Consider the following 22,744-nt stretch of genomic DNA (forward strand, 5'->3'; position numbering starts at 1 on the left):
CCGCGTCCTTGCGTCGCGGGCGGTTCGACGTGAAGGTCCCTGGGAGAGTACCGCCACCATGCCGCTTAGCCCCCTCACCCGCCGCCGCCTGCTGGCGACGACCACCGCCACCTTCGCCGCCGCCGCGGCCATGGCCCCGCTGAAGGCCCTGGCCCAGGGTTCCGCCCCGTCCAAGGGCCAGGTCCTGGCGACGATGAGGAAGGCCACCACCTTCATGGCCGAGAAGGCCGCCTACGAGGGCGGCTATGTCTGGAGCTACCTGCCCGACTTCTCGCGCCGGTTCGGCGAGATGGAAGCCTTCCCGACCATGATCTGGGTCCAGCCTCCGGGCACGGCGACCATGGGCCACCTGTTCCTGGACGCCTATCACGCTACCGGCGACGACTATTACTACGAGGCGGCCAAGAAGGCCGCCCAGGCGCTGATCAAGATCCAGCACCCGGCGGGCGGTTGGAACTACATGGGCGACCTGGCCGGGCCGGAGTCGCTGAAGAAGTGGTACGACACCATCGGCAAGAACGGCTGGCGGCTCGAGGAATTCCAGCACTACTACGGCAACGCCACCTTCGACGACGAGGGCACGGCCGAAAGCTGCCAGCTGATGCTGCGCATCTACCTGGAAAAGAAGGACAAGGCCTTCAAGCCGGCGCTGGACAAGGCCATCCAGTTCGTCCTCGACGCCCAGTATCCGAACGGCGGCTGGCCGCAGCGCTTCCCGCTGTCGGGCGGCTTCGAGAACAAGGGCCACCCCGACTACACCGGCTACATCACCTTCAACGACGGCGTCGTCGACGAGAACATCAAGTTTCTGCTGATGGTCTGGCAGACCCTGGGCGACAAGCGCGTGCTGGACCCGATCAAGCGCGCCATGGACATCTACATCGCCGCCCACCAGCCGATGCCGCAGCCCGGCTGGGGCCTGCAGCACACCGTCGCCGACCTCAAGCCGGCCGGGGCGCGCACCTACGAGCCCAAGGCCTTCGCCAGCCACACCACGGCGGGCAACCTCGAAAACCTGATGGACTACTACCAGCTGACGGGCGACCCGAAGTACCTGGACCGCATCCCCGAGACCATCGACTGGCTGGCGGCCCTGAAGCTTCCCGACCACATCGCCCCGGGCAAGCCGCGCTATCCAACCTTCATCGAGATCGGCACGAACGAGCCGCTCTACGTGCACCGCCGCGGCTCGAACGTCTTCAACGGCGAGTACTTCGTCGACAAGCACTGGGAAAACACCATCGTCCACTACTCGTCGTTCCGCGCGGTCAATATCGACAAGCTGCGCAAGCGCTACGAGACGCTGAAGGCCACGCCGCCCGAGGTCGCCAGCAAGGACTCGCCGCTGAAGGTCAAGGGCGGCAGCCAGGCCCTGCCGCGCTACTTCACCACCAAGGACATCTCAGTCTCCGACCTCAATGTCGGGGCCCTGAAGGCCGCCGACGGCAAGACCTCGGAGACCCAGGTCGCCCAGCTGATGTCCGAGCTGAACGCCGAGGGCTGGTGGCCCACCCCGATGAAGGCGGTCAGCAACCCCTATATCGGCGACGGCTCGATGACCGTGACCCCCGGCGAGTTCTCGCAGACCCGCGTGGGCGACCCCACCGACACCTCGCCCTACATCGCCGACGTGCCCAAGCCGGGCATCTCGACCGGCGCCTATATCGAGAACATGGCGGCCCTGATCCGCTACGTCACGGCCTAGGCTCCGGGGCCGACCCGGGGACGCGCGCATGCGCGCGTCCCCGCCCGCTATGCCAAGGTCTTGCGCATGAACCAGCGCGGATAGAACGGCGCCGGGCCCTCCATCTCGGCGAAGACCGCAAAGCCCAGCCGCTCGTAGAACGGCCGGGCCTGGAAGGCGTAGGTGTCCAGCCACATCAGGTGGCAGCCGCGCGCCCGCGCCTCAGCCTCGGCGCGCCTCATCAAGTCGGTCCCGATGCCCGCGCCGCGCAGGGCCTCGGGCACGACGATCATGTCGACATAGAACGCGCCCCACCGCGACTGCCCCCACAGGCCGCCCAGCACGGCCTCCTCGCCCGGCGCGGTGATCAGCAGGGCGAAGTCGCGGTTATCGGGCGGCCCCACCGTCTTGCCGGTGAAGGCGCGCAGCACGGCCAGCCCCTGTCGGTAGGACTCGAGGGAGGGCGTGTCGGTTTCCCGGAGCGCGTAGTCGACCATGTTTCCTCGCTGGACAGACAAGGCTACCGCGTTTTCTCCCCTCCGACGTCCCGGATGAAAAGGGGCCTGTGTCGCCGAATTCGCACGCCGGTCTTGATCGCTCACGACGCGCGGCTAGGGTGGATCAAACAATCGTTCGAGATCATCCCATGACCGACGCCTTCATCTGCGACGCCATCCGCACGCCGATCGGCCGCTACGGCGGGGCCCTGTCGGGCGTGCGGGCCGACGACCTGGCGGCGCTGCCGATCCGGGCGCTGGTCGAGCGGAACGCCGGCGTCGACTGGGACGCCCTGGACGACGTGGTGCTGGGCTGCGTCAACCAGGCTGGCGAGGACAACCGCAACGTCGCGCGCATGGCCGCCCTGCTGGCCGGCCTGCCGACCACCGTCTCCGCCTCGACCGTCAACCGGCTCTGCGGCTCGGGCCTTGACGCCCTGGGCGTCGCCGCCCGCGCCATCAAGGCCGGCGAGGCCCAGCTGGTGATCGCCGGCGGCGTCGAGAGCATGAGCCGCGCCCCGTTCGTGATGGGCAAGGCCGAGAGCGCCTTCTCGCGCAGCGCCGAGATCTTCGACACCACCCTCGGCTGGCGGTTCGTCAATCCGGCCATGCGCAAGGCCTATGGCGTCGATTCCATGCCCGAGACGGCCGAGAACGTCGCCGACGGCTGGCGGATCGGCCGCGCCGACCAGGACGCCTTCGCCCTGCGCAGCCAAGCCCGCGCGGCCGTCGCCCAGGCCTCGGGCCGGTTCGACGCCGAGATCGTTGCGGTCACCCTGCCCCAGCGCAAGGGCGATCCGGTCGTGGTCTCCCGCGACGAGCACCCGCGCGTCACCACGATCGAGGCGCTGTCGGGGCTGAAACCCATCGTCCGGCCCGACGGCACGATCACCGCCGGCAACGCGTCGGGCGTCAATGACGGGGCCGCGGCGCTGATCGTCGCGTCGGAGGCGACCGCCAGGACTCACGGCCTGACGCCCCGCGCCCGAATCCTGGGCGTGGCCGCCGCCGGGGTCGAGCCGCGCGTGATGGGCGTCGGTCCGGTCCCGGCCGTCCGCAAGCTGCTGGCGCGCCTGGACCTGTCGATCGGCGACATCGATGTGGTCGAACTGAACGAGGCCTTCGCCGCCCAGGGCCTGGCGGTGCTGCGTGACCTGGGCCTGCCCGACGACGGCGAGCACGTGAACCCCAACGGCGGCGCCATCGCCCTGGGTCATCCGCTGGGTATGAGCGGCGCGCGGCTGGGCCTGACCCTGGTCGAGGAACTGCACCGCCGCGGCGCCCGGTACGGCCTGGCCACCATGTGCATCGGCGTCGGCCAAGGCATCGCCATGATGGTGGAGCGAATCTAGCGCCGAGTCGCCCGGATCGCCTTCTCCAACGCTGTCCGCCGCGCCTCGAAGCCCTCCATCGCCGCCGCCTCCTCCGCGTCCAGCGCCGAGCGGCGCTCGGCGAAGGCCAGTTCCGAGGCCTCGGCCTCGTCCTCGACGGCCTCAAGGTCCGCCTTCAGGGCCGCCAGCTTCTCGGCCCGTGCGGTTTCGGCCTTGGACGGCTTGAGCCGCGCCCTGGCGGGCAAGGCCTTCAACGCGGCGCCAAGCCCGCCGGCCGGGGTGGTGATCACGGTCTCGGGCGCCTCAAGAGCGGCCTCACGAGCCCGTCCTTCGGCGATCTCGCGCGCCGTGCCGTCCTTGAACAGGTCGCGGCCGACGTCCCACGCCGCCAGCGCCTTGGCGCGCGAGGTCGTCGCCACGGTGTAGTCGTGGAGACCGTCGGACCAGGAAAATACCTTCAGCTTGCGCGCCATGCGCTTCGAACGGTCGGATTGCTCAGCTTGTTCCGGAGTTTAGCCCTCGAATCTTCGCAAGGAACCTCATGTCCGCGCGACGGATTTTCCTTCCACAGCAGATGGAGGACGACGATGCCTCAAGGCGACAAGTCGAAGTACACCGACAAGCAGGAGCGCAAGGCCGATCACATCGCCGAAGGCTACGAAAAGCGCGGCGTCTCCGAAAAGGAGGCCGAGCGGCGGGCCTGGGCGACGGTCAACAAGGACGACGGCGGCGGCAAGGAGCCCGGCGGCTCGGGCCGCGGCAAGGATACCGGCCACCCGGCGGCCCACAAGGGCGGCGAGAAAGGCGGGAAGGCGGCGGCCTCGCGCACGGCGGCCGAGCGCTCGGCCTCGGCCAAGAAGGCGGCCGCGACCCGCAAGCGCAACGCCGAACACCACACCCACCACTAGGAACCGTCATGGGCGAGAAGAACAACACCAAGGGCCGCGCGGAAAACCAAGCCCTTCCGCTGGGCGAGCGTTCGGGGCTGGTGTCGAACGAGGATACCGAGAAGACCGGCCGCAAGGAACGCCGCACCGCCGGGCCGGACGGCGGCGATTCCCGCGAGGTCGGCGACACGTTCAAGGACAGTCCCGGCGGCCGGGTCTAAGCCTCGGCGGAAGCCGGGGACAGGCGCATGCGCCTGTCCCCGTCGGCGTCACCGCCCCTACGATTTGCCCAGGTCCATGCCCAAGGTCGGGCCGATCCCTTCCGGATGCTCGCCGAACGGGTTGCTCGACCGCCGCTTGGCCGCCGCCTCGAGCTTGCGGCGCAGGTCGTCGTCCAGGGCCAGCTCGGGCTTGGGAACGGGGTCGTCCTCGTCCACCGGATCGTCGACGATCGAAGCCGCCAGCACCTGGCGCAGCCGGGCGCCGAAACGGGCGTCCTCCGCCGTGCCCGGCGCGGGCGGATCGGCGAGGAATTCCATGATCTCCTCGAGGGCGGTGTCGTTGTCGACGTGATCGGTCACGGGAGTCTCCAGGCCAAGTTTCACCCGGAGTGGAACGGCCACGCCCCCATGGCGGTTGCGGAATCCCGCCGACCGGTCCTAGACAGGCCCGCTCACTTCTCTGGACGCCCCGACCATGGCCTGGACCCGCCTCTATGAAGAAGCCGAGCCGCAGCGCGTCAATCGCTGGCTGGCCCAGAACGGCGTCTGCTCGCGGCGCGAGGCCGAGGCGCTGATCACCCAGGGCCTGGTGTCGATCGACGGCCAGCGCGTCGACGACGTCGGCCGCAAGATCGAACCGGGCCAGACCCTGGTGCTGTCCGACCGCGCCCAGGCCCAGCTGGACGGCGCCCTGACAGTGATGATCCACAAACCGATCGGGATCGTCTCGTCGCAGCCAGACCCTGGCCAGGTGCCGGCCGTGCGCCTGCTGACCCGCGAGGCCCTGGTCGGCGCCAGCCCGGTGATCCCAGGCTTCGAAAACAAGCTGGCCCCGGTCGGGCGGCTGGACATGGATTCGCGCGGCCTGCTGATCCTGTCGGAGGACGGCGTGGTGGCCAAGGCGGTGATCGGCCCGGCCTCGGAGCTGGAGAAGGAATATCTGGTCTGGGTCGACGGCTGGATCACCGACGACAAGCTGGCCCTGCTGCGCCATGGCCTGGAGCTGGACGAGCGCCAGCTGCGGCCCGCCCAGGTCGAGGTGGTCGGCCGCCAGCAGCTGCGGTTCGTGCTCAAGGAAGGCCGCAACCGCCAGATCCGCCGGATGTGCGAACTGGTCGAGCTTACCGTCGTCGACCTGCTGCGGGTCAGGATCGGCGACCTGGTCCTGGGCGACCTGCCCGAGGGCCGCTGGCGGCCGCTGACCGCCGCCGAACGCTCCAGCCTGATCGGCGCCGCCCCGCGATAACCCGCGTTGACCACGCCCCCACGCGGAGGCAGGGTCGCAATACCTCTTGGGAGATCGGGCCGGGAGGCTTAAGTCGATCGCCTGTCGCTTTCGGCCCGTCGCCTTCAGTTCATGCAGCCATGATCGCCATCACGCCCGCAGTCGCCCCTCCGGTCCGCAAGAAGAACCGCAACCGCCACCGCAAGCCGGTGCGGACGCTTCGAGTCATCCTTCCGGCCATCGCCATCGGCACGGCCGTGGCGATCGTCGGCCAGGGCGCGATCCTGGCCATGGCGGTCAAGCCCGCCGCGCCCGCCGCCGTCGCGCCGCTGCGCATGGACAATCCGCGTTTCACCGGCACGCTGAAGGACGGACGCGCCTTCCTGATCACCGCCACCACGGCGACGCGCGACCTGAACAACGCCGACCAGGTGTTCCTGAAGAACCCGCAGCTGACCCGCGGCTACGGCTCGGACAAGCCCACCCACGTGGTGTCCAAGGACGGGGCCTACCAGGAGGAGAAGGGTTCGCTGCTGCTGACCGGCGACGTCAAGATCGACAACGGCGCCGGCTACCAGTTCGCCTCCCAGAAGGCGCTGATCGACACCCGCACCGGCGACCTGGTCGGCGGGGCGGCGGTCGAGGGCGCCGGCCCCAACAACCGCTCCACCCGGGCCGACAGCTATTCGGTCAGCGACAAGGGCGACCGGGTTCTGTTCAAGGGCCGGGTGCGCACGCGCCTCACGCCGCAACAGTGATCAAGTCCACCCCGAAGGCGCGTGGCGACAGGCTCAGCGTCTGCTTCCTCTACATCGCCCAGACGCACCAGATCCTGCACAGCCTGCCGATCGCCATCGCCCTGGCCCAGGGCTGGTCTGATGTCGACGTGCACATCGCCACCACCACCCAGGAGCACCTGGACTATGTGCGCGGGCTGCTCGAGACCCTGAAGGTCCCGCCGATCCCCTCGCGCCTGCTGCCGCCGGCCTGGCTGCGGAATCTGCGACTGAAAGGCGCGACCACCCCGCCCAAGGCCCTGATGCTGGCGGCCAACGCCCGCCGCCTGGGCCGCTACGACGCGGTGGTCACGCCCGAGCGCACCACCGCCCTGCTGCGCAAGCTGGGGGTTCGGGACACCAAGCTGGTCTACACCCAGCACGGGGCGGGCGACCGCGGCGGGCCGTTCGAGCCGCGGCTCAAGCAGTTCGACCTGGTGATGGCCGCCGGCCCCAAGCAGCGCGACCGGATGCTGGACGAGGGCTGGGTCACGCCCGGCGCCTGCGCCATGGTCGGCTATCCCAAGTTCGACATCATCGACGCCCTGCCGCCTTCGCCGCTGCCGGTCTTCGCCGAGGCCAAGCCGGTGGTGCTGTACAACCCGCACTTCCACCCGACCTTGGGCTCCTGGCCGCGTTGGGGACGCGAGGTTCTCGCGCAATTCGCGGGGGACGAGCGTTACAATCTGATCTTCGCGCCCCATATCCGGCTCTTCGAAGGCGCGGCTCCCGGGACGATCGAGGCTTTGACGCCGTTCGTCGACCACCCGCGCATCCACCTCGACCTGGGCGGGCCGGCGGCGATCGACATGACCTACACCCGCGCGGCCGACATCTATCTGGGCGACGTCTCCAGCCAGGTCTACGAGTTCCTGCGCACGCCCAAGCCGTGCCTGTTCCTCAACGCCAGCAACGCGGACTGGCGCGGCGACGAGAGCTTCCATCACTGGCGCTACGGCCCCGTGCTCGACCGCGCAGAGGGTGTCATCGACGCCATCGACGCTGCCCGCCGCGGCCACGGCGACTATGTCGAGGCCCAGAAGCGGGGCTTCGCGGAAAGCTTCGACCTGCGCGAAACCCCCTCCTCGGTCCGCGCCGCCCAGGCCATCGTCGAGCGCCTGTCTCCGAGACCCCGACGCCTCCGATGAGCAGCGAACCCAATGTTCTCAAGCGGGTCCTGGCCAACGCCGGCACCCTGCTTGGCGGCCGTACGGTCAACGCCGTGGTCGGGCTGGCCTATATCGCCCTGACCGCGCGCGGCCTGGGCAAGGAGCTGATGGGCGTGATCGTGCTGATCAACGCCTTCGCCCAGTTCCTCGGCGAGGTCGCCAAGTTCCAGTCCTGGCAGACCCTGTTGCAGTACGGCGCCTCGGCCCTGCTGCAGGGCGACCGCCCGCGCTTCCAGCAGGTCCTGCGCTTCACCCTGCTGCTCGACGGCCTCGGCGCCGCCGTGGGGGTTACCCTGGGGGTGATCGGCGCCCTGCTGTTCGGCCATTTCCTGGGCTGGCCAGAGACCCTGTCGCCTGCCGCCGCCTGCTACGCCCTGTCGATCGCGGTGATGGACTCGGCCACCTCGGTCGGCCTGCTGCGCCTGTTCGACCGCTTCCGCTTCCTGGCGGCCGAGCAGGCGGTCAGTTCGACGGTGCGCCTGATCGGCTGCGCCCTGTGCTTCACCCTGCACGCCCCGATCGAGGCCTATCTGGCCGCCTGGGCGGCGGGCACGGTCACGGCCTTCGTCTACGTCAACAGTGTCGCCCTGTGGGACCTCAACCGCCGCCAGCTGCTGAAGGACTTCACCCTGCGCGGGCCGCTGTCCGAGGGCCTGCCCGGCGTCTGGCGCTTCGCCTGGGCGACCAATTTCAGCGGTACGATCGACACGGCCTTCAGCCAGGTGATCACCCTGGTGGTGGGCTCGGTCCTGGGTCCGGCCCAGGCCGCCATGTGGCGCGTGGGCCGCCAGGTGGCCGACGGCATGGCCAAGCCGGCCAAGCTGCTGGTGCCCGCCCTCTATCCGGAACTGGCCAAGATGCGCGCCACCGGCGGCGAGGCGGCCATGCGCGTGCTGTCGCGGCAGATCGGCCTGATCGGCGGCGCGGTGGCCGGCGTGCTGCTGCTGGTCTCGATCCTGTTCGGCGACGACGTGCTGACCCTGGTGATGGGCAAGCCGTTCGCGGCCGGGGCCGGCATCATGAACTGGCAGGTGGCCGCCGCCGCCATCGGCGTTCTGGCCATGCCGCTGGAGCCGATGCTGGTCTCGCTGGGCAAGGCGGGCCTGGCCCTGCGGGTGCGGGCCATGGTCTGCGCGGTCTATCTGGCGGCCCTGGTCCCGCTGATCCGCGCCGCGGGCCTGAACGGGGCCGGCGCGGCCCTGGTCGCCGTGGCCGCCGCCCTGGCGGTCGGTATGTATCTGGCGCTTCGCCGAAGCCTGGCGGCCGAAACGGTTCGCTCCGGGCATGAACAAACTTGCGCCGAAGATCAAAACGGCGCCAAAGGCCTCTCGCAATGATTACTCCGACGTCCTCCTCGCGAACCGTTAGATTCGCCGATTTTCCCACCCTGACGGCCGCGCTCGACTTCGCCGCGACCGGTGAAACTGGAATCAACCTCTATTCGCTGCGCGGCGAGCTGGTCGAGGCCCTGCCCTACGCCAGATTGCGCGACCACGCCCTGGACCTGGCGCCGCGCCTGCTGGCGACCGGCGCCAAGCCCGGCGACAGCGTGGGCCTGATCGCCGACACCGAGGCCGACTTCGTGCGCGCCTTCTTCGCCTGCCAGTACGCCGGCCTGGTCCCCGCGCCGTTGCCGCTTCCCGCTCCGCTCGGAGGGCGCGAGGCCTATGTCGAGCAGATCGCCCGCATGCTGGGCTCGGCCCACGCCAGGTTGCTGATCGGTCCGGCCGGCATGAAGGACTGGGTGGCCGAGATCGCCGCCAAGACCCCGCTCGACTTCGCCGGCGCCCTGGCCGACCTGCCCGAAGCGGCGGGCGCGACGCTGCCCGAAGTGGCTCCGGACAACACCTGCTACCTGCAGTTCTCGTCGGGCAGCACGCGCTTCCCGACCGGGGTGCTGGTCACCCACCGGGCCCTGATGGCCAACGCCGTGGCCATCACCCGCGACGGCCTGCAGGTGCGGCCCAGCGACCGCGCCGTCTCGTGGTTGCCGCTCTATCACGACATGGGGCTGATCGGCTTCCTGCTGTCGCCCATGACCAGCCAGATGTCGGTCGACCTGCTGCCCACCGGCGCCTTCGTGCGCCGGCCGCTGCTGTGGCTGGACCTGATCACCCGCAACGGCGGCACCATCTCCTACAGCCCGACCTTCGGCTACGAGCTGTGCGCCCGCCGGGCCGAGGTGGCCTCGATCGAGCACCTGGACCTCAGCAAATGGCGCAGCGCCGGCCTGGGCGGCGACATGATCCGCACCGGTCCGCTGAAGGCCTTCGCCGAGCGGTTCGCCAGCGTCGGCTTCTCGGACAAGGCCTTCGTGGCCAGCTACGGCATGGCCGAGGCGACCCTGGCCCTGTCGATGGCTCCGCTGGGCGGCGGCCTGAAGACCGAGCGCCTGGACGTCGAGCGCCTGGAGCAGCACGAAGCCGTCCTGACCGACGACGCCGAGCGCTCGCGCGAATTCGCCCGCAACGGCCCGGCCCTGCCTGGCCACGAACTGGAAGTGCGCGACGAGAACGGCGCCGTCCTGCCCGAGCGCGGCGTGGGCCGCATCTACGCACGCGGCCCCAGCCTGATGCGGGAATATTTCGAGCAGCCGGAGGAGACCGCTCGCGTGCTGTCGGCCGACGGCTGGCTGGACACCGGCGACCTGGGCTACCTGATCGACGGCGAGATCGTCATCACCGGCCGCGGCAAGGACCTGATCATCCTCAATGGCCGCAACATCTGGCCGCAGGACCTGGAATGGACCGCCGAGGCCGAGGTCGAGGGCCTGCGCAGCGGCGACGTGGCCGCTTTCTCGGTCCCCGGCGACGGCGAGGAGACGGTCGTGGTGCTGGTCCAGGCGCGCGGCGGCGACGCCGCTGCCCGTGCGGCCCTGGTCGAGAAGATCGCCGGCGTCCTGCGCCTGCGCCACCAGGTCGAGGCCCAGGTCCAGCTGGTCGGAGCCCACGCCCTGCCCCAGACCTCGTCGGGCAAGCTCAGCCGCTCCAAGGCCAAGGCCGCCTATCTGGCCGGCGCCTATGGCGAACGCGCCTGACATGAGCCAGGCCCGGACGGGCCCGGTGGTCGCCGTCACCGGCGCCACGGGCTTCCTGGGCCGCCGCCTGGTCAGGGTCCTGGCCGAGCAGGGCTGGACCGTTCGGGTCCTGGCTCGGCGCGACATCACCGACCCGGCCTGGGCGGGCCTCGAGCCCCAGCTGGTGATCGGCGACCTGGCCAACGCCGGCGCCCTGGCCGCGCTCTGCGACGGCGCCCAGGCCGTCGTCCACGTGGCCGGCCTGATCAAGGCGCGAGACCGCGCCGCCTTCGACCGGGCCAATGTCGAGGGCTCGCGGCGGGTCGCCCAGGCGGCCAAGGCGGCGAGCGCGCGACTCATCCTGGTCTCCAGCCTGGCCGCCCGCGAGCCAAATTTGTCCGACTACGCCGCCAGCAAGCGTGGCGGAGAAGACGCAGCTCGCGAGATTCTTAGGGGTGATCTGACCATCGTGCGCCCCCCGGCGATCTATGGCCCGGGTGATGTCGAGACGCTCAGACTGTTCAAAATGGCCTCGGAATCGGCCTTTTTGCCTGTTTTAGACCCAAAATCCCGCATGGCCTGGATCCATGTCGACGACGCCGCGGCCAGGATCGCGGACCTAGTCAAAACGCCGCGCCTGGGGTTGCTCAGCTTGTCCGACAACCGCCCGGAGGGGTATGGCTGGGTCGAACTCATGCAAACCGCCTCCAAGGCGGTCGGCGCGTCGCCAAGGCTGGTCCGGATCCCGTCGGGAGCGATCAAGGTTTTGGCGGTGTTGTCGAAATGGGCTTCATTCGTCACCGGGAAGGACACAATTCTCACCCCGGGCAAGGCTCGGGAGTTGCTTCACGCCGATTGGGGCCTATCTAGCAACGATCCGATTCCGGACTTTCCTCCGGTGAGCTACTCTCTCCAGGCGGGATTCGCGCAAAGCGTGCGCTGGTATCGTTCGGAAGGCTGGTTGAAGGATAAAAAGTCTCGGGAATAGCCTAATACGGCGATTTTCCGTCGAGACGGCTGTTACAATTCGGTTATGTAGGACCTTGGTCGGGGATATCGTCGCGTCGATGGAAGCTGTTACGGATCTCACTTTGCGTGAAATCGGCTTGGCTACGGGCAAGGTGCTCGGGCGCTCTGTCGACGTGGCGAACGATACCCATATTGGCCGTGATCTGGCCGTCGATTCCTTGGCCTTGATGAACATCATCATGGAGCTCGAAGACACCTTCGACATCTCCATTCCTCTGGATCGCCTGGCTTCGGTGGAAACCGCCGGAGACCTCGCTTCCCTGATTAAAGACCTACGGAATAGGGCCTAAGCCATGGGGCTGTTCGACAAGCACCTCGCGTATCGCGACGCATACAACGCGATCCGGCAAGCCGGCGCCGATCCCTTCAGCGTGCGTTTCGACGCCGTCGTCTCGCCGACCGAGGGCGTGATCAACGGCAAGCGGACGATCCTGCTGGGCACCAACAACTACCTGGGCCTGACGTTCGACGAGCAGGCGATCGCCTCGTCGATCAAGGCGGTCCAGGAACGCGGCACCGGAACCACCGGCTCGCGCATCGCCAACGGCAGCTTCGAAGCCCACGTCGAGCTCGAGGAAGCCCTGGCCAAGTTCTACAAGCGCAAGCACGCCATGGTGTTCACCACCGGCTACCAGGCCAATCTGGGCGTGCTGTCGACGCTGGTCGGCCGCGGCGACCACCTGATCCTCGACGCCGACAGCCACGCCTCGATCTATGACGGCGCGCGCCTGGGCCACGCCGAGGTCATCCGCTTCCGCCACAATGATCCGGAAGACCTGTACAAGCGCCTGCGGCGCATGAAGGACGTTCCGGGCGAGCGCCTGATCGTCGTCGAAGGCATCTATTCGATGATCGGCGACATCGCGCCGCTCAAGGAAATCGCCGCCGTGAAGCGCGAGCTGGGCGGCTACCTGCTGGTCGACGAAGCCCACTCGATGGGCGTGCTGGGCGAACACGGCCGCGGCCTGGCCGAGGCGGCTGGCGTCGAGGCGGACGTCGATTTCGTGGTCGGCACCTTCTCCAAGAGCCTGGGGGCCATCGGCGGCTTCTGCGTTTCCGACATGGACGACTTCGACGTCATGCGCGTCACCTGCCGTCCGTACATGTTCACAGCCTCGCTGCCGCCGTCGGTGGTCTCCTCGACCGTGACCGCCCTGCGCCGCCTGGAGGAACAGCCCGAGTTGCGCCACAAGCTGATGGCCAACGCCCGTCGCCTGTATGACGGCCTGAGCTCGATGGGCTTCATGACCGGCCCGACTTCCAGCCCGATCGTGGCCATCACCATGCCCGACACCGAGCGCGCGATCGGCATGTGGAACGCCCTGCTGCAGAACGGCGTCTATCTGAACCTGGCCCTGCCGCCGGCCACGCCGGACAGCCGCCCGCTGCTGCGCACCAGCGTCAGCGCCGCCCACAGCGAACAGCAGATCGACCAGGTGCTGGCCGTGTTCGCCGAGATCGGCGTGGCCATGGGCCTGATCGAAGCGCCGCTGAAGCGCGTCTCGGCCTAGGTCGAACGTTCAGCGCCTGAAACGCGAAAGGCCCGAGGGAAACCTCGGGCCTTTTCTTTTGGAGCCGGGGACATGCCCTTGCGGCGTGTCCCCAAGTCCTGGCTCCATGGATGCTGATGGGGACACGCCACGAGGGCATGTCCCCGCATCCGCCTAGACCTTCGCCTTGCTCTGCCTTTGTCGCCACAGTCGCCACAGCACCCCTGGAGCCGCCAGCACCGGGTGACGCTCGCGCCAGGGCGTCAGGGCCACCGGCATGCCGGTATGTCGCTCGATCTTCCAGGCGGCGTAGCGCGCCGCGCCCTCGAAGGTGAAGGCGGCCTTGATCAGACGGGCGTAGTTCAACGGCCGTCCCATCCGCCGGCGCAGGCGCCAGGCGGCCTGGACCCGCTTCCGATCCGCCTGGCTCAGCGCCGGCTGCACCGCGCCGTCGGCCTCGATGTCCAGCAGCCCTTCCTCGCGCCAGCAGGCGACCAGCAGGCGATGATAGCGCTCGACGTCGAAGGCCAGGATCGAGCGCTCGCGCCCGCCCTTCTCGACCCGGAACTCGGCGGCGTAGGTTTCCTGGAACAGGGCCGACCAATAGGCCGCCGGCGGCCCTTCCGCGGGCCCAAGGGCGGCGGCGAAGCGGGCCGCAGTGCGAGCCGCGTCGGCCACGGCCTCGACCACCTGGCCGGCCACCGCCGGACTGGCGCTCCAGACCAGGCCGGCGGGCTGGACGAAGCGGGCCCAGATGGTGGTGTCGATCCCCTGCCCGCGCGTCGCCGCCTGAAACTGGGCCAGGGTCATGGTCGCCACCTTGGCCCGCAGCACCTGAGCGTCCAGCTCCACCTCGTGATAGCTGACGTCGGGCCACAGCAGCCGCGTGGCCAAGCCCCGCAAGCCGGGGCGCACATGCTGGGTCAGGACGTAGAAGTCCAACACCCCGTCCAGGTCGCCCGTGCGCAGGATCGAGCCGTAGAACAGCACCGCCAGCGGCGCCTCGAACCGGTCTAGCAACCGATGCGCCAGGGCCGCGGCCTGCGGCGGGACGGGCGCCAGCAGTTCCTCGCCCACCAGGCTGGCGACGGCCCCGCTCATCCGGCCAGGAACCTCAGGGTCGGCCCCAGGACCACGGTCACCCCGCCCGCGCCGTCATAGACGTCGCCGTCGACCACCAGGGGCTGGTCGGTGGTGATGCGCAGCCGCGAGGCGTCGCCGCGCCGATAGCCGCGCCGGCCCGACCAGGCCGACTCCTTGCCGGCCACCAGGGCCGGAAAGGCGCCCGGCAGGCCCCGGGGCGGGGCGTCGACATCCAGGAACTTCAGCCCTTCCCGCGGCGGGCCGAACGGCTTGACCCCGAACGGCAGGCGCTTGAGCGTGGTGGCCAGCACCAGGAAGCGGTCGGCGGTGCGGGTCTCCTCGCCGTCGATGGCCAGGCACAGCGGCACGCCGGCCCGCCACTGGTCGCGCTTGCCGCCCATCACCGTGCCGACCAGCGCGCCCAGCACGCTCATGGCCACGGCGATGCTGTGAAAAGCGCCGGTCTTGTGGACCGTCTGGGCCAGGCTGGTGGCGCGCACGAAGGCGCCCAGGCCGAACACGAAGCCGCGCAGGCTGGGTCGTCCGTCGTCCCAGCGCACCTCCAGCGGCGCGCGATGCTTGATCACCGCCTGATCGGACCGGGCCGCGGCCAGGGCCTTGGCCAGGGTCCAGTCGCGCGGCACGCCCAGGTCGATGGCCAGGACATTGGTCTTGCCCGAGGGGATCAGGGCGATCAGCGGCATGGCCTCGCCGAAGATCGTCGCGGCCCGGCTGAGCACGTCGCGGATGGTGCCGTCGCCGCCGTCGATGACCAGCATCTTCACGCCGCACTGGGCGAAGGCCTGCAGGTCCTCCTCCAGCGCCTCCGGCGTGGCCGGCTCGACCAGCAGCACCGCGTCGGGCGTCTGGCCCGGTCCATCGGGCTCGGACCGCCCGATATTGGCGTGACTCATCGGATTGCGGACGACGCCCACACGCATCAGCGCGACAACCAGGAAACGACGGCCCCCTTCGGGGCTGTCAGGCCTTGAAGGATCTGCGCGGCGTGCACGACCAGGCAGATCGCCGTCCAGATCGCCACCGCCAGGAACCCGATGTCGGGACGACCGGCCAGGACCGCAAGGGTCAGCAGGATCAGGTTGGGGTTGCGGCGGGCGGTGATCAGCCGGAAGAAGCTGTCGAACGGCCGCCAGGCGTGCATCTCGACCTTGAACAGGGCCAGGAAGATCCCCTCTTCCACCCGCTGCAGCACATAGCCGCCGACGATGACCGCCAAGGCCAGCGGGCCGTGCGGCATGGTCAGGCCTACCGCCCCGACGCCGACGTACCAGGCCCACCACCAGAACGGCGGGTGGACCAGGTCGATGCCGTGGTCGAAGACGTTGCCCCACTTGGACGAGGTCAAGGTCACCCGCGCCAGCTTGCCGTCGACTGTGTCGAGGAAGGTCATGATCCAGGCGCAGACCAGGCCCCAGCCCCATTGGCCGGTCCAGAACAGCCAGAAGGCCGCCAGCACCAGCAGGAAGCCGATCAGGGTCACCTGGTTGGGCGTCATCTTGGCCAGGGCGCACCAGCGGGTGACGATCCGGGCCGGGGTGGGCCAGACGTACTTGGTCACCAGGTCGGTGACGCCCTTGTACGAGCCCTGGAACAGGCGCTTCTCGACCGCCACGCGGGTTTCGGGCGTCAGGCGCTCCAGCACCGGCGGCTCGCGCTTGCGCAGGGCGCTGTTATAGGCCGAGCCCAGCTCCAGCGCCGTCAGGCGGGTCGCGGCCAGGGCCGTGACGTCCTCGCCGGTGTCGAGCCGCACGATCGCCTCGCGCGCCCGGGCGGCGGGGACGTTGACGGCGACGATGCGCCCGGTCTGGTCGACCAGGGCCACGCCGGGACGGCCGGCCAGGGCCTTGATCAGCGACTCGTCGAACACCCAGCCGGCGTCGACCACGACCACGTCGCCGGCGATGAACACGGTCTCGGGCCCCGCCTCGACCAGGCCCAGGCGCTTGTAGATCCGCGACAGCCGCTCGGCGGAGGTCATCCCCCAGAGGCGCGTCTTGGCCTGTCCGACCGTGACGGCGGACGGGCCGGCGGCCTCATTCGGTTGATTTTCCGCACTCACGATAGAGAACCCCTTGAAACCTGGCGCGATTGATAAGCAGCTTCGGCCCCTTCCGCCAGAATCCGTGAACCAAACTTGTCGATATTCCGCCTCGCCCACCTCTCGGACCTGCACCTGCCGCCGCCCAAGGGCGCGTTCGGCTGGCGCGACCTGCTGTCCAAGCGGCTGCTGAGCCGGATCGCCTGGCGTCGCAAGCACCGCGAGCACCGGCCCGAGGTGCTGGCCGCCGTGATCGCCGACCTCAAGGCCCACGCCCCCGACCACATCGCCATCACCGGCGATCTGACCAACTACGCCTCCCTGGCCGAGTACGAGGCGGCGCGGGTCTGGCTGGAGGCCCTGGGCCCCGCCCGCGAGATCACGGTCAGCCCCGGCAACCACGACGCCCTGGTCAATGCCAGGGACGGCGAGTCGTTCGCCGCCTGGACCCCCTGGCTGGGCGACGACGGCGCGGCGACCTTCCCCCAGGTGCGGGTGCGCGACGGCGTGGCGCTGTTCAATCTGTGCTCGGCCGTGCCGACCGCCCCGCACTTGGCCACCGGCCGGCTGGGCCAGGCGCAGTTGGACCGCCTGGACGCCCTGCTGGCCGACCCGGCCTATCGCGACGCCTTCCGGGTGCTGCTGATCCACCACCCCCCCGTTCCCGGCGCGGTGGCCAAGCGCAAGTCGCTGGAGGACCAGGACGCCTTGCGCGCCCTGCTCGCCCGCCATGGCGCCGACCTGGTCCTGCATGGCCACGCCCATGAGGCGATGGTCTCGACCGCGCCGGGCCCGGACGGCGCGACGATCCCCGTGCTGGGCGTGCCGTCCGCCTCGGCCCTGGGCGAACGCGGCCACCCGGCGGCGCGCTGGCACGGGATCGAGATCGACCGCCAGGCGCAAGGCGGAGTCGAGGTCAAGCTGGTGGCCCGCGGACTGGACCCCAGGACCGGCCAGACCGGCGAACTGGGCCGCTGCGTCCTGGTCCAGGCCGGCCGTCCGGCGATTCAGCGCGCGTAGCGCATCTTCACCCGCAGGACCGTGTCACCATGCCGGGCTGTGAATCGGGCGGCCTGGAACGTCGGCGCGCCGACCTTGCTGGGCGCGTCGTTGGAGAAGGCGAAGCCCTCGACCGGCAGGCCCACGGCGTTGCGGTCGAAGTCCCGGTTGGCGTTGGCGTCGTGATAGACGGCCACGGCGTAGGCGTCCGGCTTGGGCAGGTAGAAGCAGGCCTCGGTCACCGGCGCGTCGGCCTTGGCGCGCACCCGCATCAGCTTGCCGTGCGGGGCCAGGAACCGCCGGGGGTCGGACGGGTAGACGGTGACCGCCACCTCGCCCTGGTTGGACTTCAGGCGCGCCACCTGGACGATCAGCCGGGTCTCCGTCGGGCGGCCCTCGCAGCTCCGGCCGGGGCTGGCGACCGCCGCGCCCGAGCCGCCGCCGGAATCCCCGGCCGACACCGGCTCGCCCACGAGGGCGAAAACGGCCAGAACCGAGGGGAACAACGCGGATCGTGCTTCCATGGAAATGACGGCGTCCCTATTGTAGGCGTGACGGCGGCGAACGCCCGGAGGCGAGGCCGACATGACCAATCCCACCGCTGAGAGTTTCGGTTTCCCGCGCACCCAGGTGGCCGAAACCGCCAGTTGGCTGATCCTGGTGCGTCCCAAGCAACCCACATTTGGGTCGCTGGTCCTGGTATGCAAGGAATCGGTCGAAGCCTTCTCCCAGCTGAGTCCCGCCGCCTTCGCCGACCTCAAGACGGCCACAGAGGGCGTCGAGCGGATGTTGGCCAAGGTGGTCGCGTACGAGAAGATCAATTACCTGATGCTGATGATGGTCGACAAGGACGTGCATTTCCACGTGATCCCGCGCTACGCCGGGACGCGCGAGCATGAAGGCCGGACGTACAACGACGCCGGCTGGCCGGCCGTTCCCGCCCTGGGAGCAACGGTCGACCTGGACCTGGACGCCGCCGAGCGGCTGGCCCGGACCCTGGCCGAGGCGTGGTCGGCCGCGTGAAGAAGCCCATCCCCACGCCGCACGGCACCGCGCGCTTCCGGCTGATCGACGCCTATCTGCTGCGCATGCTGGTCTGGCCGATCGTCGGCTGCCTGGGCGTGACGGTGATCGCCCTGCTGCTGGAGCGCGTCCTGCGCCTGCTGGACGTGCTGTCGCAGAGCAGCGCCCGCTTCGGCTACGTCACCGAACTGGCCGCCAACCTGGTGCCGCACTATCTGGGCCTGGCCCTGCCCGTGGCGTTCTTCGTGGCGCTGTTCATCGTCATCACTAAGCTCAGCGACGGTTCGGAGATCGACGCCCTGCTGGCCACCGGCCAGTCCCTGACCCGGGTGGCCGCGCCGTTCGTCTATGTCGGCCTGTTCCTGATGGTCTTCAGCCTGGTCGTCTTCGGCTACATGCAGCCCTACAGCCGCTACGCCTATCGCGCGGTGATGCACGAGGCGATCAACGCCGGCTGGAACGGCAAGCTGAACGGCGGGTCGTTCATCGACCAGCCCAAGCTGCTGATGACCGCCGACGGCGCGGATCCGGCCGGCCAGCAGCTGACCCGGGTGTTCATCCGGCGAATGGACGCCGCCGGCCGCGAGGAGGTGATCACCGCCGCCACCGCCGACCTGCGCTCGGCCCCCGACGGCAAGAACGTCATCATGCTGCTGCGCAAGGGCCAGCGGATCGGCGTCGACGCCCGCGGCGAGTACCGCATCCTGGTCTTCGACCAGTTCACCACCAACGTCCCCCTGGCCGGGGCGGCCGCCCTGCTGCGTGACCGCGGCGGCGACGAGCGCGAGCTGACCCTGGGCGAGCTGGCCCGACAGGCCCGCAGTCCAAACCCGGTCGTCCCGCGCGCCACCCTGCTTGCCGAGCTGTACGGCCGCCTGGCCCGCGCCGCCTTCCTGCCCTTCCTGCCGCTGCTGGCCTTCCCGCTGGGTCTGGCCGCCAAGCGCGGCAACCGCACCCCCGGCCTGATCATCGCCGGCGTGCTGCTGCTGGCCTTCCAGCACAGCCTGCAACTGGGCCAGAGCCTGGCGGAGTCGGGCAAGGCCATGCCGCTGGCCGCTATCGGCATCCCGTGGCTGATCTTCGTCAGCCTCAGCCTGTGGATGTTCATCGGCAGCCGCAAGCGGCCCGGCCAGACCCCGGTCACCGAGCTGATCCGCCGCTTCGGCGTCGGCATCAAGCGCTTCCGGCGGATGTTCCGGGACAAGTTCGAGCAGGCCGACGCATGAAGATCCAGCTCTACGTCCTGCGCACGGTCGGCACGCGGGTGCTCGGCGCGGCCCTGATCCTGTTCTCGATCCTGCAGATCCTCGACCTGCTGGAGGTGACCACCGACATCCTGGACCGCGGCCTGGGCACGGCCGGGGTGCTGTACTACGCCGCCCTGCGCTCGCCGCGGCTGATCGAGCAGGTCGCCCCGATCGCCACCCTGGCCGGCGGGCTGTTCGCCTTCTCGCAGCTGGCCCGCGAGAGCGCGATCATCGCCATGCGCGCCACCGGCATCTCGGCCTATCGCATCGTCGCCATGGCCCTGCCCGTGGCCGTCCTGGTCATGGCCTTCGATTTCAGCTGCGCCCAGTTGATCGCGCCGCGCACCGATCCGGTGCTGGCCGATTGGTGGCAGGCCACCACCCCGGTCGCCGATCGCAAGGTTCCCGGTCCGCGCAGCTTCCGGGCGGGCGACGACCTGGTGATCGCCGCCGGCGCCTCGGCCGACGGCCGGACCCTGAACGCGGTGAAGCTCTATCGGCGCGACAAGGTCGGCCGGCTGATCGAGCGCATCGAGGCGCCGTCGGCGACCTATGCGCGCGACGGCGGCTGGACCCTGGTCAATCCGGTCATCGTCCGGTTCAAGGGCGAGCAGGTCACCGTCACGCCCGCCGCCCGCATGAGCTGGCCCTCGCCCCTGCACCGCCAGGACGTCCAGGCCCTGTTCGCCGACAGCCCCGTGCCGACCGCCGCCACCGCGCGCCGGGCTCTGCTGAGCGGCGGCGGCGACCGCCCCACCAGCTTCTACGAAACCCGCCTGCTGGCGGCCTTCGCCGGACCCGTGGCGTCGCTGGTGATGTTGCTGCTCGCCGCCCCTGTCGCCCTGGCCAATTTCCGCAGCGGCCAGGGGGCGGTGCTGCTGACCGGCGGCCTGGCGGCCGGCCTGGTCTTCCTGGTCGTCAACGGCCTGCTGTCGGCGCTAGGCGAAGGCGGCTCGCTGTCTCCGATCCTGGCCGTCTGGGGCGGTCCGATCATCTTCGCCGCCCTCGCGCTCTACGCGCTCGTCGTCTTGGAGGGCTGAATGCCGTTCGACACCGTTGATTCTGATCTCACCATCGTCCCCGTCGCTTCCAAGGCCGAGCTGAAGCGGTTCGTCGACCTGCCCAACCGCCTCAACGCCAAGGACCCCAACTGGGTCGTGCCGTTGATGTACGAGCGGATGGCGGCCCTGACGCCGAAGACCAACCCGTTCTTCCAGCACGCCGACGTGCAGATGTGGCTGGCCGTGCGCGGCGGTCGCGACGTGGGCCGGATCAGCGCCCAGATCGACCACCTGGCCACCGAGGAAGGCAGCGGCAAGACCGGCAATTTCGGCATGATCGCCGCCGAGGACGACCCGTCCATCTTCTCGCTGCTGTTCCGCACCGCCGAGGACTGGCTGAAGGCCCGCGGCTGCGACCGGGCGCTGGGTCCGTTCAACCTGTCGATCAACGAGGAGGTCGGCCTGCTGGTCGACGGCTTCGACACCAAGCCGATGGTGATGATGGGCCACGATCCCCGCTACGCGGCCGCGCGGGTCGAGGAGCAGGGCTACGCCAAGGCCAAGGACGTCTACGCCTATGTCTGCGACCCCCGCGCGGCCCTGCCGCCGGTGGTGGTGCGCCGGGTCAAGCGCGGCCTGCCCGAGGGCGTGACCCTGCGCGAGCTGGACATGAGCCGCTACGACGAGGAGGTCAAAGCCCTGACCGACATCCTCAACGACGCCTGGGCCGGCAACTGGGGCTTCGTGCCGACCACCGAGGCTGAGACCGCCCAACTGGGCAAGTCGCTGAAGGACGTGCTCGACAAGCGCCTGATCCTGTTCTCCGAGATCGACGGCGAGCCGGCCGGCTTCATCGTGCTGCTGCCCAACGTCAACGAGGCGATCGAGGGCCTGAACGGCAAGCTGCTGCCGTTCGGCTGGGCCAAGCTGCTGTGGCGGCTGAAGGTCAAGCGGGTGAAGTCGATCCGCATCCCGCTGATGGGCCTCAAGCGCAAGTTCGCCGACACCCTGCGCGGCCAGGTCGTGCCCTTCCACCTGATGAACGCCGGCCGCGACGCCGGCCTGGCCCTGGGCTACGACAAGTTCGAGTTCTCGTGGATCCTCGAGGACAACGCGCCGATGCGCCGGATCTCCGAGGCCATGGGCGCGCAGATCTACAAGACCTACCGGATCTACGAGAAGGCGATCTAGGACCGTGGCCTCGTTCCAGGCGCTGGTGCTGGCCGGCTCGCGCGGCGGGGTCGACCCCGTGGCCGACTACGCCGGCGTCAGCCAGAAGGGCCTGATCGTCCTGGGCGGCCGGACGCTGCTGACGCGGGTGCTGCAGGCGCTGGACCAGGCCGGCGCCGAGCGCATCGCGATCTCGACCAACGACGCGGCCCTGGAGGCGGCCTTGGCGGGCGAGACGACGCGAGCGGCCCTGTCGCGCCTGCCCTCGGCGGCCGGCCCCAGCCAGAGCGTCCACGATGCCGCCCAGGCCATGGGCACGCCCCTGCTGGTTACGACGGTGGATCACGCCCTGCTCCAGCCGGACTGGGTGACCGACTTCATGGCCGACACTCCGGCCGACGCCGACATCGCCATCCTGCTGGGCGAGGAAGCGCTGGTGCAGGCCGCCGCCCCGACCACCAAGCGCACCTATCTGGCGTTTCGCGACGGCCGCTATTCGGGCTGCAACCTGTTCTACCTGAAGACCCCGGCCAGCCTGCGGGCCATCGACCTGTGGCGCACGGTCGAGAAGCACCGCAAGCAGCCGTGGAAGATCGCGGCCCTGTTCGGCCCGGTCATGCTGGTCCGCTACCTGCTGGGCCTGATGACCCTGGACGAGATGGTGGCCCGCATCGGCCGGCTGGCGGGGGTCAGGGCCGCGGCGGTCCGGGCCCGGCACGGCCTGGCGGCGGTGGACGTCGACAAGCCGGCCGACCTGGACCTGGTGCGGTCGATCGTCGAAGGCTGAGGCGCGCCGATACGAAAAACCCCGCCGTCCGGCGCCGCTGAAACGGCTGG

At 69.8% G+C, this 22,744-nt stretch carries 25 protein-coding genes; 18 read left to right on the forward strand and 7 right to left on the reverse strand.

From position 1 onward, the window contains the following. Positions 1-58: 58 nt before the first annotated feature. A complete protein-coding gene (locus J2X41_RS04015) occupies positions 59-1,705 on the forward strand; it encodes a pectate lyase (RefSeq protein ID WP_310079787.1) in 1,647 nt (548 codons plus the stop codon). Positions 1,706-1,752: 47 nt separating this feature from the next. Here J2X41_RS04015 and J2X41_RS04020 read toward each other — a convergent pair whose 3' ends face one another. Further along, complete coding sequence (locus J2X41_RS04020; RefSeq protein WP_310079788.1) at positions 1,753-2,181, reverse strand: GNAT family N-acetyltransferase; 429 nt, start codon at positions 2,179-2,181, stop codon at positions 1,753-1,755. 149 nt (positions 2,182-2,330) lie between these two features. Here J2X41_RS04020 and pcaF point away from each other — a divergent pair, with 149 nt between their 5' ends. After that, the gene (gene pcaF, locus J2X41_RS04025; RefSeq protein WP_310079789.1) at positions 2,331-3,533 is read left to right on the forward strand and encodes a 3-oxoadipyl-CoA thiolase; all 1,203 of its coding nucleotides are present in this window, start codon (positions 2,331-2,333) and stop codon (positions 3,531-3,533) included. Here the strand turns inward: pcaF and J2X41_RS04030 are convergent. Next, the gene (locus J2X41_RS04030; RefSeq protein ID WP_310079790.1) at positions 3,530-3,985 is read right to left on the reverse strand and encodes a hypothetical protein; all 456 of its coding nucleotides are present in this window, start codon (positions 3,983-3,985) and stop codon (positions 3,530-3,532) included. The genes pcaF and J2X41_RS04030 overlap by 4 nt on opposite strands. A 114-nt stretch (positions 3,986-4,099) precedes the next feature. Between J2X41_RS04030 and J2X41_RS04035 the strand changes: the two genes are divergently transcribed. Both J2X41_RS04035 and J2X41_RS04040 read left to right on the forward strand, forming a co-directional pair. After that, on the forward strand, positions 4,100-4,420 hold the full coding sequence (locus J2X41_RS04035; RefSeq protein WP_310079791.1) for a plasmid stabilization protein: 321 nt from the start codon (positions 4,100-4,102) through the stop codon (positions 4,418-4,420). An 8-nt stretch (positions 4,421-4,428) separates the two neighbouring features. Further along, a complete protein-coding gene (locus J2X41_RS04040; protein WP_310079792.1) occupies positions 4,429-4,620 on the forward strand; it encodes a hypothetical protein in 192 nt (63 codons plus the stop codon). A 57-nt stretch (positions 4,621-4,677) separates the two neighbouring features. Here the strand turns inward: J2X41_RS04040 and J2X41_RS04045 are convergent, their stop codons facing one another. Further along, positions 4,678-4,980 carry a hypothetical protein gene (locus J2X41_RS04045; protein WP_310079793.1) on the reverse strand — a complete coding sequence of 101 codons (303 nt, stop codon included), beginning with the start codon at positions 4,978-4,980 and terminating at the stop codon, positions 4,678-4,680. A 115-nt stretch (positions 4,981-5,095) separates the two neighbouring features. Between J2X41_RS04045 and J2X41_RS04050 the strand changes: the two genes are divergently transcribed. The 8 genes from J2X41_RS04050 (at position 5,096) to spt (ending at position 13,346) form a co-directional block, all read left to right on the forward strand. Beyond that, complete coding sequence (locus J2X41_RS04050) at positions 5,096-5,866, forward strand: pseudouridine synthase (RefSeq protein WP_310079794.1); 771 nt, start codon at positions 5,096-5,098, stop codon at positions 5,864-5,866. Between the two features lie 119 nt (positions 5,867-5,985). Continuing rightward, positions 5,986-6,603: an LPS export ABC transporter periplasmic protein LptC gene (gene lptC, locus J2X41_RS04055; RefSeq protein ID WP_310079795.1), complete on the forward strand. Its 618-nt coding sequence runs from the start codon at positions 5,986-5,988 to the stop codon at positions 6,601-6,603. Then, entirely contained in the window at positions 6,600-7,769 is a 1,170-nt protein-coding gene (locus J2X41_RS04060) for a glycerophosphotransferase (RefSeq protein ID WP_310079797.1), read from the forward strand. The genes lptC and J2X41_RS04060 overlap by 4 nt, the downstream gene beginning before the upstream one ends. After that, entirely contained in the window at positions 7,766-9,127 is a 1,362-nt protein-coding gene (locus tag J2X41_RS04065) for a lipopolysaccharide biosynthesis protein (protein ID WP_310079798.1), read from the forward strand. Before J2X41_RS04060 ends, J2X41_RS04065 begins: the two co-directional genes overlap by 4 nt. After that, entirely contained in the window at positions 9,124-10,827 is a 1,704-nt protein-coding gene (locus J2X41_RS04070; protein ID WP_310079799.1) for a fatty acyl-AMP ligase, read from the forward strand. The genes J2X41_RS04065 and J2X41_RS04070 overlap by 4 nt, the downstream gene beginning before the upstream one ends. Beyond that, positions 10,811-11,794 (forward strand): NAD-dependent epimerase/dehydratase family protein, encoded by a 984-nt coding sequence (locus J2X41_RS04075; RefSeq protein WP_310079801.1) that lies wholly within the window; start codon positions 10,811-10,813, stop codon positions 11,792-11,794. The genes J2X41_RS04070 and J2X41_RS04075 overlap by 17 nt, the downstream gene beginning before the upstream one ends. Before the next feature lie 79 nt (positions 11,795-11,873). Next, positions 11,874-12,125 carry an acyl carrier protein gene (locus J2X41_RS04080; protein ID WP_028039590.1) on the forward strand — a complete coding sequence of 84 codons (252 nt, stop codon included), beginning with the start codon at positions 11,874-11,876 and terminating at the stop codon, positions 12,123-12,125. Positions 12,126-12,128: 3 nt separating this feature from the next. Continuing rightward, positions 12,129-13,346 (forward strand): serine palmitoyltransferase, encoded by a 1,218-nt coding sequence (gene spt, locus J2X41_RS04085; protein ID WP_310079803.1) that lies wholly within the window; start codon positions 12,129-12,131, stop codon positions 13,344-13,346. A 153-nt stretch (positions 13,347-13,499) separates the two neighbouring features. Here spt and J2X41_RS04090 read toward each other — a convergent pair whose 3' ends face one another. The 3 genes from J2X41_RS04090 to J2X41_RS04100 are packed head-to-tail and all read right to left on the reverse strand — an operon-like array spanning position 13,500 to position 16,407. After that, entirely contained in the window at positions 13,500-14,426 is a 927-nt protein-coding gene (locus J2X41_RS04090) for a hypothetical protein (protein WP_310079805.1), read from the reverse strand. Beyond that, positions 14,423-15,349: a diacylglycerol kinase family protein gene (locus J2X41_RS04095; protein ID WP_310079807.1), complete on the reverse strand. Its 927-nt coding sequence runs from the start codon at positions 15,347-15,349 to the stop codon at positions 14,423-14,425. The genes J2X41_RS04090 and J2X41_RS04095 overlap by 4 nt, the downstream gene beginning before the upstream one ends. Then, entirely contained in the window at positions 15,349-16,407 is a 1,059-nt protein-coding gene (locus J2X41_RS04100) for a CDP-alcohol phosphatidyltransferase family protein (protein WP_310079809.1), read from the reverse strand. Before J2X41_RS04100 ends, J2X41_RS04095 begins: the two co-directional genes overlap by 1 nt. A gap of 156 nt (positions 16,408-16,563) precedes the next feature. Between J2X41_RS04100 and J2X41_RS04105 the strand changes: the two genes are divergently transcribed. Next, positions 16,564-17,487, forward strand: coding sequence for a metallophosphoesterase (locus J2X41_RS04105; RefSeq protein WP_310079811.1), 924 nt, complete (start codon positions 16,564-16,566; stop codon positions 17,485-17,487). Here the strand turns inward: J2X41_RS04105 and J2X41_RS04110 are convergent. After that, positions 17,475-17,990 (reverse strand): DUF2141 domain-containing protein, encoded by a 516-nt coding sequence (locus J2X41_RS04110; protein ID WP_310079812.1) that lies wholly within the window; start codon positions 17,988-17,990, stop codon positions 17,475-17,477. The genes J2X41_RS04105 and J2X41_RS04110 overlap by 13 nt on opposite strands. Before the next feature lie 61 nt (positions 17,991-18,051). On the opposite strand from J2X41_RS04110, the gene J2X41_RS04115 reads away from it, so the two are divergent. Genes J2X41_RS04115 through J2X41_RS04135 form a run of 5 tightly spaced genes read left to right on the forward strand, consistent with a single transcriptional unit; the run spans position 18,052 to position 22,694 of the window. Then, complete coding sequence (locus tag J2X41_RS04115; protein ID WP_310079814.1) at positions 18,052-18,489, forward strand: HIT family protein; 438 nt, start codon at positions 18,052-18,054, stop codon at positions 18,487-18,489. Further along, positions 18,486-19,715, forward strand: a complete 1,230-nt coding sequence (locus tag J2X41_RS04120) for an LptF/LptG family permease (RefSeq protein WP_310079815.1) — start codon at positions 18,486-18,488, stop codon at positions 19,713-19,715. The genes J2X41_RS04115 and J2X41_RS04120 overlap by 4 nt, the downstream gene beginning before the upstream one ends. Then, positions 19,712-20,776 (forward strand): LptF/LptG family permease, encoded by a 1,065-nt coding sequence (locus J2X41_RS04125; protein WP_310079817.1) that lies wholly within the window; start codon positions 19,712-19,714, stop codon positions 20,774-20,776. Before J2X41_RS04120 ends, J2X41_RS04125 begins: the two co-directional genes overlap by 4 nt. Then, positions 20,777-21,928: a dATP pyrophosphohydrolase gene (locus tag J2X41_RS04130; RefSeq protein WP_310079818.1), complete on the forward strand. Its 1,152-nt coding sequence runs from the start codon at positions 20,777-20,779 to the stop codon at positions 21,926-21,928. 4 nt (positions 21,929-21,932) lie between these two features. Further along, complete coding sequence (locus tag J2X41_RS04135; RefSeq protein ID WP_310079819.1) at positions 21,933-22,694, forward strand: nucleotidyltransferase family protein; 762 nt, start codon at positions 21,933-21,935, stop codon at positions 22,692-22,694. Positions 22,695-22,744: the final 50 nt, after the last annotated feature.

This window comes from Caulobacter sp. BE254 (assembly GCF_031457295.1).
In the GTDB taxonomy this organism is placed as follows: Bacteria; Pseudomonadota; Alphaproteobacteria; order Caulobacterales; family Caulobacteraceae; genus Caulobacter.

Coding starts and splice junctions, on each gene's coding strand:
- J2X41_RS04095 (WP_310079807.1), bottom strand. CDS start 15,349: ATGCGTGTGGGCGTCGTCCGCAATCCGATGAGTCACGCCAATATCGGG.
- J2X41_RS04100 (WP_310079809.1), bottom strand. CDS start 16,407: ATGACCTCCGCCGAGCGGCTGTCGCGGATCTACAAGCGCCTGGGCCTG.
- J2X41_RS04040 (WP_310079792.1), top strand. CDS start 4,429: ATGGGCGAGAAGAACAACACCAAGGGCCGCGCGGAAAACCAAGCCCTT.
- J2X41_RS04080 (WP_028039590.1), top strand. CDS start 11,874: ATGGAAGCTGTTACGGATCTCACTTTGCGTGAAATCGGCTTGGCTACG.
- J2X41_RS04065 (WP_310079798.1), top strand. CDS start 7,766: ATGAGCAGCGAACCCAATGTTCTCAAGCGGGTCCTGGCCAACGCCGGC.
- J2X41_RS04070 (WP_310079799.1), top strand. CDS start 9,124: ATGATTACTCCGACGTCCTCCTCGCGAACCGTTAGATTCGCCGATTTT.
- J2X41_RS04115 (WP_310079814.1), top strand. CDS start 18,052: ATGACCAATCCCACCGCTGAGAGTTTCGGTTTCCCGCGCACCCAGGTG.
- J2X41_RS04130 (WP_310079818.1), top strand. CDS start 20,777: ATGCCGTTCGACACCGTTGATTCTGATCTCACCATCGTCCCCGTCGCT.
- lptC (WP_310079795.1), top strand. CDS start 5,986: ATGATCGCCATCACGCCCGCAGTCGCCCCTCCGGTCCGCAAGAAGAAC.
- J2X41_RS04125 (WP_310079817.1), top strand. CDS start 19,712: ATGAAGATCCAGCTCTACGTCCTGCGCACGGTCGGCACGCGGGTGCTC.
- spt (WP_310079803.1), top strand. CDS start 12,129: ATGGGGCTGTTCGACAAGCACCTCGCGTATCGCGACGCATACAACGCG.
- J2X41_RS04030 (WP_310079790.1), bottom strand. CDS start 3,985: ATGGCGCGCAAGCTGAAGGTATTTTCCTGGTCCGACGGTCTCCACGAC.
- J2X41_RS04020 (WP_310079788.1), bottom strand. CDS start 2,181: ATGGTCGACTACGCGCTCCGGGAAACCGACACGCCCTCCCTCGAGTCC.
- J2X41_RS04090 (WP_310079805.1), bottom strand. CDS start 14,426: ATGAGCGGGGCCGTCGCCAGCCTGGTGGGCGAGGAACTGCTGGCGCCC.
- J2X41_RS04075 (WP_310079801.1), top strand. CDS start 10,811: ATGGCGAACGCGCCTGACATGAGCCAGGCCCGGACGGGCCCGGTGGTC.
- J2X41_RS04110 (WP_310079812.1), bottom strand. CDS start 17,990: ATGGAAGCACGATCCGCGTTGTTCCCCTCGGTTCTGGCCGTTTTCGCC.
- J2X41_RS04050 (WP_310079794.1), top strand. CDS start 5,096: ATGGCCTGGACCCGCCTCTATGAAGAAGCCGAGCCGCAGCGCGTCAAT.
- J2X41_RS04015 (WP_310079787.1), top strand. CDS start 59: ATGCCGCTTAGCCCCCTCACCCGCCGCCGCCTGCTGGCGACGACCACC.
- J2X41_RS04035 (WP_310079791.1), top strand. CDS start 4,100: ATGCCTCAAGGCGACAAGTCGAAGTACACCGACAAGCAGGAGCGCAAG.
- pcaF (WP_310079789.1), top strand. CDS start 2,331: ATGACCGACGCCTTCATCTGCGACGCCATCCGCACGCCGATCGGCCGC.